Annotated in this window: 7 protein-coding genes; 6 read left to right on the plus strand and 1 reads right to left on the minus strand. The window is 33.3% G+C overall.

Features of this window, described 5'->3' with window-relative positions; translation table 11 throughout:
- Positions 1-901 precede the first annotated feature (901 nt).
- Genes CU633_RS21775 through CU633_RS21790 form a run of 4 tightly spaced genes read left to right on the plus strand, consistent with a single transcriptional unit; the run spans position 902 to position 5,240 of the window.
- On the plus strand, positions 902-1,363 hold the full coding sequence (locus CU633_RS21775) for a BglII/BstYI family type II restriction endonuclease (RefSeq protein ID WP_180955072.1): 462 nt from the start codon (positions 902-904) through the stop codon (positions 1,361-1,363).
- A gap of 5 nt (positions 1,364-1,368) precedes the next feature.
- Positions 1,369-2,628, plus strand: coding sequence for a hypothetical protein (locus tag CU633_RS21780; RefSeq protein ID WP_101662648.1), 1,260 nt, complete (start codon positions 1,369-1,371; stop codon positions 2,626-2,628).
- On the plus strand, positions 2,621-4,393 hold the full coding sequence (locus CU633_RS21785; RefSeq protein WP_101662649.1) for a DEAD/DEAH box helicase: 1,773 nt from the start codon (positions 2,621-2,623) through the stop codon (positions 4,391-4,393). Before CU633_RS21780 ends, CU633_RS21785 begins: the two co-directional genes overlap by 8 nt.
- 4 nt (positions 4,394-4,397) lie before the next feature.
- A complete protein-coding gene (locus tag CU633_RS21790; protein WP_101662650.1) occupies positions 4,398-5,240 on the plus strand; it encodes a DUF3883 domain-containing protein in 843 nt (280 codons plus the stop codon).
- A 59-nt stretch (positions 5,241-5,299) separates the two neighbouring features.
- On the opposite strand, the gene CU633_RS21795 is transcribed toward CU633_RS21790, so the two are convergent.
- Positions 5,300-6,739, minus strand: coding sequence for a DNA-methyltransferase (locus CU633_RS21795; RefSeq protein ID WP_101662651.1), 1,440 nt, complete (start codon positions 6,737-6,739; stop codon positions 5,300-5,302).
- A 1,167-nt stretch (positions 6,740-7,906) separates the two neighbouring features.
- On the opposite strand from CU633_RS21795, the gene CU633_RS21800 reads away from it, so the two are divergent.
- Positions 7,907-8,902 carry an AAA family ATPase gene (locus CU633_RS21800; RefSeq protein WP_101662652.1) on the plus strand — a complete coding sequence of 332 codons (996 nt, stop codon included), beginning with the start codon at positions 7,907-7,909 and terminating at the stop codon, positions 8,900-8,902.
- A complete protein-coding gene (locus CU633_RS21805; RefSeq protein ID WP_101662653.1) occupies positions 8,895-11,489 on the plus strand; it encodes a S8 family peptidase in 2,595 nt (864 codons plus the stop codon). Before CU633_RS21800 ends, CU633_RS21805 begins: the two co-directional genes overlap by 8 nt.
- Positions 11,490-11,765: the final 276 nt, after the last annotated feature.

Genomic DNA, 11,765 nt, shown 5'->3' on the forward strand with positions numbered 1-11,765 from the left:
AGCGAACTGACGGAGTGGGAGCAGGAACGTAACAACCAGCAAAAAGGAGTGGATTGGCAATTCGCAACTGAAGAAGCAAGGATCAAATTAAAAAGGCTTTACCCACAGATTAAAGCTTGATGATCTACTAGTGATTGACGATATCTTTTTATTGATAGAACAACGATAAGAAGATTCCCAACCATTAATTATTTGAAATGGTGATAACCCTTTAAAGTAAGCTTAATTAAAGGCCCATCTGGCAACCGACGTTTAACTAGTATTAAGCCATCATCTTCAAGTTTTAAAAGATCGATTGCATGAGGTCGGTGCTTAACTAAAAACTTGATAGGCACCCACTTGTTCATTTCCTTTGCACTAACAAGGACACGTGCAGTAATTCTTCCATACTTTTTTCTCCTCTCTTGTATGCGCTCCTCTCACCGCGTATGTCATCTCTGTAAAACAAAAAAACCGCTGTCTATCCATTTGGATAAACAACGGTTTAAAAAGGGGTGGGGCATGAAACCGGGGGGTACCCACCTCTAAAATATGAATGTGGTAGAGAGAGAAAATTTATGTATTTTTTTAGAATCTAGGTTAATTTTTCAACCTCTAGATTACTTTCAATACGAAAAATAAGCTTAAGTGAAATAAAAGACCTGCATTTCTTAAAAAGGAATTACAGGTCAAAATTTAAAAGGCTAGGTACCTTTTGCGAAAGGTGGTTAGGATATCATTTGCAATCCTATAAATACAGATTAATCTCATCAACACTTCTGGAGAAAGCATAAAAATAATAGCTTTAATGATTAACCGTATTTATTAGAGAATAATTGTTTAATGGCTTTGAATTAGTTAGATTTTTACAGTAAAATGGATCTATTGTAATTGATAGAATATACTAACGAGGTGGCACAAATTGAAAATTGTACGTTATTCACATAGAAATGGTAGTTCAGTTGTACCATCTCTTGATATAGACTACTTAGAAACTGAACTACAAAATATAGAGTTTGCTTTTAAAGAGCGGAGTTCAAGGAAGCTAAGGGAAACAATATTTAATCTTTTACGCTTAAATGGATGGTCAAGTGAAATTAAAATATCTGTGGAATCTGACATAACAATTTCATCAATAAAAAATAACATTGGTTTATGCCTTCAAACAGGTAATATCAGTAGATACTATGCTGATCTATTAAAGCTTCAGACAATGTTCCTAGAAGAAAAAATTTATTCAGCAATATACATTATTCCTACTAAAGATGCTGCACAAAAAATGGGTGATAATATTGCTAACCTAGAAAGAGTAATCCAAGAGTTAGAAATTTTCAGATATGTAATTACAATTCCAATAGTAATTATAGGAATAGAGGGGGAATAATAATAATGATACTAGGCTGGCCTTTTCCAAAAAGAAAAATGTTATTAGAAGAATTAAAAAGTACGACCACTCAAGATAATATAAGAATAAATTTTCAAGGTAGCATTCAACGTTTCTGGGTATATAGAGTTCCAGTAGATATGCCTAAATATAGATTATCAAATGGAAGAACTCAAGCATCTCAAGAAGCTTACATATCAAAACACGATGAAGATGCAGACTATTTTGAAAGAGATTTAGAGTCTAATAAGGTACACGAGATTCAACATGTAATTTTAAAAGAATTACTACTTAATAAAGGAAAGAACTTAGAGCAGTACTTCAAAGATCAAGATCAAAATGAACCATTGATACTAGATAGTAATGGTTTTGTAGTAAATGGTAATCGACGTTTATGTGCATTTAGAGAACTTATAAAGCAAAACCCGCAAAAATATGAACGTTTTAACTACATTGAGGTTGTTATCTTACCACCTTGTGATGAAAAGGATATAGATGAACTTGAAGCACAATTACAAATTATTAAAGACGTAAAAGCAGATTATGATTGGATATCACAAGCCTGTATGTTAAGAAGTAAACAGAAAAGACATAATTATAGCTACGATGATTTAAGTCGTATATATCAAATGTCTCTAAAAGAGATCAATAAGGAACTAGACATACTTTCACATGTGGATTCTTATTTAGAAAGTAGAAATAAACCAAAAGAATATCCAGTTGTTGTTAACTATAGGTATGCTTTTGAAAAAATTAGAGAGAGTAGAAAAAAAATAAACGATGAGACTAAAAAAGAAATATTTACAACTCTAGCATATTCAATGATTGATAGCCCAGATGAAAGTACTGGCCGTTTATATGAATTTATTCCAAATATACAAGAATACTTAGACTCAATTATTGAAAAAATACTTGAAGAAATTCCAGTTGAAAATGAAAAGGAAGAGGATGATGACGAGGATCTTCTAGATTTATTTGATGATGAAGATGAACTAGAAGACTTACCTGTAATAATTTCGAAACCTGAAAACCAAGCTAATATCTATGAGATATTAAGAGACGTAGTTGAGGCGGAAAAGGTAAGAAAGAGAGAGAGTAATAGTAAGAAAGCCACTTTATATAAAGTCCAAAAAGCAAATACCATGTTAAAAGAGGCACTACTAAATTATGATGCGAAAAAATCTGTTTCTGAAGGGATTACTGAACAACTTGAGCAAATAGGAGAAACAGTCAATAAGTTACGGGAGACTATAAAGAATGGTTAAAATCGGTTATTTAAAGGATAAACATCTAACAAGTATTTCAATCTCGGAATATCACCCCTCATGGCTCGAAATAATAAGGGTATGTAAAGAAAATACAGATGAAGTAGAAATTACTTCTGAAAAATCACTAACAATACCTTGGTGGGGGTTTTTAGCTTGTAGAAAAGCTTTAAGGATTATCATAAAAAAAAATAATCTGTCACTTACAATAGATGATGAAGCAAAGAAATATCTTAAAGATTCTAAGGCTAAAATAAATACATATAGCCAAGCAAAGGCTGCAGAGCCATTAGAATATAGTTTTATTAAAAGAGAACTAGAAAAAATAGGGTTTTCAAGGGAATTAACTAATGAACAACTAAGAAACCTTTCAAAATTGGCCTCACTACCAGCGGGAGCAACTTTTTCCGTTCCTGGTGCTGGAAAAACAACGGAGGCATTAGCACTTTATTTTTTAAAGAAAAATAAAGAAACAAGACTTCTTATTGTAGCACCTAAAAATGCATTTGGAGCATGGGATCAGCAAATAAAAGAATGTAGGAAAGAAAATCCTCCTAAGATAATAAGACTAGAAGGAGGGCAACAATCAGTACAACAGCAATTATCGAAAAAGCCTGATGTAATGTTAATCTCTTATCATTTATTGCCGAATGTTGTTAACGAGATTGCAAATTATATAGATTTATACGATACTTTCTTGTTTTTAGATGAGAGTCATAGGATAAAAAGAGGGAACCAAGGTAAGATAGGTAGTTCTATACTTAAACTTTCGCATTTACCAAGTACAAAATTGATAATGTCTGGTACTCCTCTTCCAAATGATATATCAGATTTAATACCACAGTTTAACTTTCTTTATCCTGGAGTAAAAGTTAATAATGAAAACATAATAGAATACATATCGCCTATATATGTAAGAACAACGAAAAACGAGTTAGGATTAGGAAAGATAGAGTATATTCGTACAGCAATCGAAATGAGTCCAGCACAAAGAAACTTGTACGAAGTATTAAGATCAGAAGAAGCTTTGCAAGCAACGGGTCTAAAGGCGGCGGATAGAAATAAATTAAGAAAAATTAGGAAAAGTGCACTAAGAATGTTGCAGCTTACATCAAATCCTTCTTTGCTAGCAAAAGAAGAATTTCAACATAACGAACTTCTAAAGGATATATTAAAAGAAGAGGATAGTCCTAAAATTAAATATATTTGTAAAAAGGCAAGGGAATTAGCTTCTAAAGGTGAGAGGGTATTAATATGGTCTACATTTGTTGATAATGTAGAATTGTTAGCAAACCGGTTACAGGATTTAGGAGCAGAATATATACATGGTGGGGTAATAACTGGTGATGAAGATGAACCAGGTACAAGGGAATATAAAATAAAAAGATTTCATGAGGACGATAATTGTAAAATCTTGATTGCCAATCCTGCAGCAGCTTCTGAAGGTATTAGCTTGCACACAGTTTGCCATTATGCTATTTATCTTGATAGAAGTTACAACGCAGCTCATTTTTTACAATCAATTGATAGAATTCATCGTTTGGGATTACCAGAAGATATAAATACATATATTGAGGTAGTCTACTGTCCTGATAGTGTAGATGAGTCTGTATATAGAAGACTAAATGAGAAAATTAGTGTTATGAGAGAAGTGTTACATGACGATTCACTAAGAATTGAAGCTGAGTATGCAGATGAGGAAACCTTAGATGATTTAAACTACGCGGATGCTATTGATTATATGAAGCATTTAAAAGGTGAATAGTATAATGTTTTCAGTAGGTGTTTTGTATTCAGTGCAGTATTTCTTAAATACACTTAAAGAAAGTGATCAATTAGTATCGCAGATAAAAGAGAGTTTTGAACAGTATTATGTTGCTTCAATTAACCAAGTTATTAATGTATCTCTAAATGTTGAATGGATAATTCTTGAGGAGAGCAGCTATAAATTAACGAAGAAAGGTATGGAAATTATAGCTGAAAAAGATTTTAATAGTAGGTTGAAGTTACAGCTAATGCATATGATTAAAGCATTCGAACCAACTTGGTCTTCACTTTTTCACAAAGGCAGAAGAGAAGCGATCCGTTATTTTCCACCTGATGTACTACAATGTTTCGAGGAAGCGGGTCTTATTGATGGTTATGAGGCAGATGTAATAACCTGGTGGGATGATTTAAGCTCAATTTCTAGAAAGAGTATTGATGATAGTAAACTATTAGTTGGAAGAGAGGGAGAAAAGCTTTCTATCCAATACGAAAAAGATCGGACAGGTTTTAATCCTGAATGGGTTTCGATAGAATCAAATTTACTGGGTTTCGATATCTTATCAAGGACAGACTCGACAGGAGATACATCATTGAAAATCGAGGTCAAGGCAAGTAAATCGTTATCTCAAGAATTCACTTTTTATTTAACGCGGAGAGAATGGGATATTGCACAATCCTCATTAAACTATATTTTTCACATATGGATATTGGGAGATGATCCTAAACTCTATGTCTATAGTCTAGAAGAGTTAAAGAAACATATTCCTATTGATAATGGTGATGGTTCTTGGGAAACAGTGAAAATATGTATAAAGAAAAACGATTTACAAAATAGGTGTGTATAAATTAAAACGGTAAAGGAGTTATAATTAATACCCTTTACCGTTTTGTTCTAATTTTTATTTTACTTTGATAAGCTTCTTTTCTCGTATTTTAATGCAGGCACCATACTATAATTATCTTCATGTATTTTTATATTGCTGAAAATAGGTGGAATATCTTTGTTAAAAAAATCAGTATAATTCTCGGTATTTAAAAAGTTAAGTAATTCGAATTTTGTTAACTCTTGATGATAAGAAATTGTATTTCCAGTCACATATGAATAAAATAGATATCCTAATTTATCAATATAGTTTTCAATTTCCTCACTATATATTACTTCTATCTCAACATCTAGCCCATATTTGGAAAATGGTGCTTTAGAGGCCACTTCTGATATTGTTTTACTAATTGGTTCCAGTGTACTTATATCGTTCCAAAAAAATATAAATTTTGCTTTGCCAATAATATTGTCATCATTTTCAGTTAAGTTAAAAGTAGGGACTTGAATGGCGAAGATAGCAGAAAAATTATTTTCAATAGAATTAGCTGTTTCATCATCTTTATTAAGTGATCTAAGTTTTTTAATCAAAGCTTTCGGGAATTTTAATATTCTAAGCTTTAGAATCGTCTCCTGCAATATCTCTTTTAGTTTTTCTTGAGATTGATAATGCGCTTCAATCTCTTCCCACTTGTCATTAATGAGTGGGCGAGTTATTTTCTCAAAAATATTCTTATAATTTGGATTTGTATCAAAGCCAATATACTTTCTATTCATTTTTTCAGCCGTTGCTAATAGAATTCCTGTACCCGCATACGGATCAAACACAACGTCGTCTATATCTGAAGATAGTAAGATTAATCTTGCCATCATCTCAGGCGGGAAGGGGCAAGCGTGTTTAAACTCAGTATCTTCATAATCTTCTTCATAAGACTTTTTTGATCCCCAACTGCCCTGAGTAGGTATAAAAAACTCCCAAATATTATCAGGGGCTTTACCCTTAGGGTTATATCTTTCAGGATAGTTAATCCACCACTCTTTAAGCTCTTCTACTGTTCTAACTCTATCAAGATAATATTTATAATTTGTGGTTTTAGTGAACATTAAAACATACTCAAAAATATTCCTCATCTGACCTTTTCGAGACCATGGTAATGTCTTTCCTTTATCCCAAATTATTGTGTCCTGATGAATCCAGCCAATTGATTCGAGCACCCTAGCCATATCATCTGGCAACCTAATTACTTTTCCATCTCGCTTCATGGTATCAACATTCAAATACAAAGTTGCACTATCCTTTGAGATATCGTAAACCATCTTGAATGTGCTCTTGATATCATTTAGATAATCTTTATAACTTTGGCCATATCCTGTTTGATTTTCTATTGAGCCATAGTTTTTCATATTCCAGTAAGGAGGGGAAGTAATAATTAAGTCAATAAACGGTTTGACTGTTTGGAAATGATTAAAAATATTTAATGATGAATCATTTATATAAACATTATAATTTGGCGGTTTCTTCATATTATTGCCTCCTACATCACTAATTAGAATATTATAGCAGGAAATTTTCTTAAGATCTAGAGAAACACTTTATAATCCTAAATAGTAAATTTTATTATTTATTAATCAAAATATCAAGTCGTATTTTAAAATGAAATTTAATTAACTAATGAGAAGAGGTACGGAAAAGATATTACAGACATTGGAATAAATTTTAGTGAATATTTACCTAGATCACATATTTTCTTAAGGAAAAAACATTGATCCAAGATAATTATTGCGGTAAATATATATTAAACCGATATAATAGAATGTATGGGAAGGATTCAAAATGTACTCAAAAAAAGGTAAGTGAGGATATGCTTGCCTTTAAGGTTTGATGGGAATTGTTACTGCTAAGCTATCCAGTCCAAAGGTTGACTGCACAAGATGTCATAATATAGACGGAAAACATGTCCAGAAGCTGTGATCATGTGACTATGGCTTATAAATATGATGGGCTAAAATGTCCAATTTTTCGTCTTTTTAGCTCAAAAATGACGTTGACGGCCCAATTTGGCCATTTCACTACACGGTTTGGACATTGATGCTTGTCTTTGCCACCGGGTGTCCAGCATTTAAGCCAAGGTAACGGAGTATTCAACAATTCCTACCGCCTTCTTTCGACTGCACCCTATCGCTGTGTTTTCATAAAACGGATCCATCAAAGGATTCCTGGTGTATTGTATAGTGAGGAGAAACAAAGACACGGGCCAAGGTGCACCTCAGAATTGTTAGCTCAGGCAATTTGTCACTTTACTTGGAGCCTCTGCGGGCAAGATGATGAGCCATGAAGCCAGATGCCAAAAGGACTCTGGCACAGCCGAAGCAGGCTATCATGCCCGCCTCTCCAAATAAAGTGCACGTCTCGACTGGTAAGAGATGTGCAATCTTAGTTAGCGTTTATGGGGAAGAAACGTGCCCCATAATTCTTCTTAGCGGCTGGTGACACATGTGTGTATGAACACTTAGAACCCCTTGACAGGTCTACAGAGTTGGTCAGCTTAGCTAGCTAATCCTGGACATCCCACACCATCAACTTTTGGTTATTATAAGGTAGCTAAAACAGGGAATGTTTAGTGCTTGTTTAAAATAATTGTTGCAATTATATGTAGAGTAAGTAAAAAAATAAAATAGGAGGTGATGATTATGGCAAGATCGGACTTAATATTAAAACTAGTTGAATCAGGTATACAGGGTAATCAAGAACTATTTAAAAGAACTGTTGAAGCTTTAATTGTAGACGAGAAAAGCAAAAGCCATAATATATTAGCGGAAAAACTAGAGAATGCACTACGTTATGAAACCAAAAAGAGATTAGATAATAATGTTAATACTTTAACTTTGCATAAGAATAAGAACATGTTCTATGAATCAGTTCCCTCTGTTAAATTTGATTCACTTATTTTAGAACAGAATGTTATACAGAGTTTTCAAGATATAATTCAGGAGCACTTTAGAAGCGACTTACTTAGATCTTTCAATCTAGAGCCTAGAAATCGAATATTATTAGCAGGGCCACCTGGTAATGGGAAAACATCGATTGCAGAAGCACTCGCGTCTGAGATTATGGTTCCTTTGATTACGGTAAGATATGAGGGGTTAGTAGAAAGTTATTTAGGAGAAACAGCAAATAGATTAAATGAATTATTTGATTATGTGAAGACGAAAAGATGCGTATTGTTTTTCGATGAGTTTGACACGATTGGTAAAGAACGGGGAGATTCGCAAGAAACAGGGGAAATAAAGCGTGTCGTAAGTTCTCTTTTATTACAAATAGACAGACTACCGAGTCATGTTATTGTTGTAACTGCGACAAATCATCCAGAATTATTGGATAGAGCAGTTTGGAGACGTTTCCAGCTTAAATTGGATATCAAAATGCCAAACAGAAAACAAATTGACACATGGATTGCTAGGTATGAAAAAGAAAGTAAACTTGAACTACAATATACAAAAAATACTTTAATAAATAATTTAGAAGGTCTAAGTTTCTCGGATTTAAATGAATTTGGTTTAGATATCAAAAGAAGATATGCTTTATCAATACCAAATACAAATATAAAAAATATTGTAAAATCTGCATTAGAAAATTTAAGATTTCAATATTCAAATAAAGAATTAGGGGACGAAAAAAATGAGTGATAGACCAATGCTAATCTTTCCTAGACCTGTAGCCGTTGATAGAACTAGGAGACCACCAGGGAGAGGAGGAAATATAAGATACCCCGAACACCAGGAGCAAGTAGGAAGAATACTACCAAGATTACAACGACTAGAAGATGCGTTTACTAACCAACGAGGAACTGTTACAACAAGTACTGAAGGGGTTAATCCTGAATATGCTGTAGTATTTGAAACAGTTGGTACGATTGATAATTTTGTTAATGCTGTAAGAGGTATTGATGGCCTAGAATGGTTAGCAGAAATCGACGAGTACATAGATTCCGATGATGACTTCTATATAGTCTCTGAAGATGATGAAAGATTAGGTAAACCGCTAAGTGGAAGGTTATTTTTAATGATGTCTAATCAAAGGGCGATGGCAGAGCTGAAGTCTCTCTGGGATAATTATCGGAACCAAGAAGGTTTTGAGAGAGGATATACCAAATGGAGAGATCTCTTCGCACAGCTTAAGGATTTGAGATTGTGGTCAGTTGAAGATCGATTTTTCAAAACAGGATTGAAAGAAGTGTTAGAAGAAAAATTAGAGATTGGACAAGAACTAATTAAATTTGAAATTGAATTATGGTTTAGGCAAGATAACACAAAAAGAGTTGAGGCAACTACCCATATCATGAATTTAATTAGAGAAGTAAATGGTAGAATCCTGTATGAAAGTATTATAGAAGAGATTTCTTATCACGCTTTGCTGGTAGAAACACCGATTACGATATTTGCTGATTTAAGCCAAGATTCTAACATCCAACTAATAAAAGCAGAATCTATTATGTATTTTCGTCCAGTAGGTCAATCAATGGTCGAGATACCTTTAAATGAAAATGATATTTTTGAGGAATATGAATTTAGTTCAGATGCAGTAGTAGTTGATGATGAAAAACAACCAATAATTGCATTGTTTGATGGACTCCCACTTCAAAATCATGAGCTACTAAGGGATAGAATTATAATAGATGATCCAGATGATTTTGAAACAGGATATGAAGCTGAAAAGCGCATCCATGGTACAACTATGGCCTCTTTAATCATTCATGGTGAATTAGATTCAGAGGAAGATCCTTTAAGTAGAAAAATTTATATCCGCCCTATAATGAAGCCAAATCCCTATGACTTTATAAATAATTCGGAATATATACCAGAAGATGTATTACCAGTAGATTTAATTCATAGAGCGGTGAAGCGTATATTTGAAGGAGAAGGTGAAGAAGATGCAGTATCTCCGAATGTGAAGGTAGTAAATTTATCAATTGGTGATACTGCTCGACCATTTGACCTTCAATTAAGTCCTTTGGCTAAAATAATAGATTATTTATCTGTAAAATACAAGGTATTATTCATAATAAGTACAGGAAACTATCCATCGTCAATTTTATTTGATATTGCTAGAGATGAATTCCAGAACGTTAAAGAAGATCCGATAGTTGTGGAGAAAGTAATTAAATATATCGCTGATAATATAATAGATAGACGTATTTTATCTCCTGCAGAATCAGTTAATTCTATATGTGTAGGAGCAAGTCACAATGATGCATCTACCGTTCCACATATGGGTCACAGAATAGATTTACTGAAAAGTGAGTTATTAATGAGTCCTTACAGTAGAGTGGGACTAGGTTATAGAAACTCTATTAAGCCCGATATTTTGCTATCAGGAGGCAAGCAATTATTTATAGAGAACATTTTGGGTAGAGATGGTTTTGCGCTCTTAGATGTTAGCCATGCTCCTATTGCACCAGGACATAAAGTAGCTATTCCGGGAACCTTAGGCAAATTAAATGAAGTTGCTTATACTAGAGGAACAAGTAATGCTACAGCACTTGCCACTAGATTCTCTGGAAAAATATACGATATGCTTGAACCGCTGTTTGAAGATAGCGATGATCGTGACCAAATATTAAGGGACTATGGAGCTTTGTTTATTAAAACCTTAATTCTCCATGGTGCTCAGTGGAATGAAGCTTATGAATTTTATAAAAATATTCTTCAAAGACCAAGAGAAACTAAGTTTAGAGATAAACAACTACCGAGATATTTAGGTTATGGTTTCGTGGATGAACTGAAAATTTTAAATGGGTCTGATCAAAAAGTTACATTAATTGGCTATAGTACTATTAAAAAAGAACAAGGACAAGTATTTGAAGTACCCTTACCGCCATCACTAAGCAGTAAAGATGTTAAAAGGAGACTGACTATTACATTGAGTTGGTTTACTCCTTTAAATCAAAATAATCAAAAATATAGGAAGGCTCATTTATGGTTTGATTCAGATAATGAAATATTACAATTAGGACGACTCGAAGCAGATGCTAAAGCGGTACAAAGAGGAACTGCTCAGCACGAAATTTTTGAAGGTGAACGTGCTTCAGCATTTATTGATGGTGACATTTTAAAAATTAAAGTGAATTGTAAGCAAGATGCGAGTGGACTAAGTAGTAGAGAAGAAATTCCATATACTATCGCTGTGACACTTGAGGTAAGTGAAGGCATAGATATCTCTATATATACTGAAGTCAGAGATAGATTACGTACGATGGTAAGAGCACGAATATAAAATAAAAGAATACCCAATTAACCTGGGATTCTTATTTGATTATTTTACCCTATCCAACGTTACGGTGAACCATATCAAAAGCTAACCTAAATAAGATAATTAAAACTCTAAATGACAATATCTCTCCCAAATTAAAAGGTGCTTCTTCATATTGAAAAGAGCACCTTTTTGATGATTTCCTCTTGCCAACACCCATAATCAGCTAAATAATAACATGAGTGTTGATTATCCATAATTAGACAAACCTATCCCGTTATTCGTACTGTACTTACTTAT

The organism is Bacillus sp. V3-13 (assembly GCF_002860165.1).
Lineage (GTDB): Bacteria > Bacillota > Bacilli > Bacillales > Cytobacillaceae > Bacillus_BJ.

What these genes read in the sequence shown, in the direction of transcription:
- CU633_RS21780 (WP_101662648.1), top strand. Translation starts at nt 1,369, where the DNA reads ATGATACTAGGCTGGCCTTTTCCAAAAAGAAAAATGTTATTAGAAGAA.
- CU633_RS21785 (WP_101662649.1), top strand. Translation starts at nt 2,621, where the DNA reads ATGGTTAAAATCGGTTATTTAAAGGATAAACATCTAACAAGTATTTCA.
- CU633_RS21790 (WP_101662650.1), top strand. Translation starts at nt 4,398, where the DNA reads ATGTTTTCAGTAGGTGTTTTGTATTCAGTGCAGTATTTCTTAAATACA.
- CU633_RS21795 (WP_101662651.1), bottom strand. Translation starts at nt 6,739, where the DNA reads ATGAAGAAACCGCCAAATTATAATGTTTATATAAATGATTCATCATTA.
- CU633_RS21800 (WP_101662652.1), top strand. Translation starts at nt 7,907, where the DNA reads ATGGCAAGATCGGACTTAATATTAAAACTAGTTGAATCAGGTATACAG.
- CU633_RS21805 (WP_101662653.1), top strand. Translation starts at nt 8,895, where the DNA reads ATGAGTGATAGACCAATGCTAATCTTTCCTAGACCTGTAGCCGTTGAT.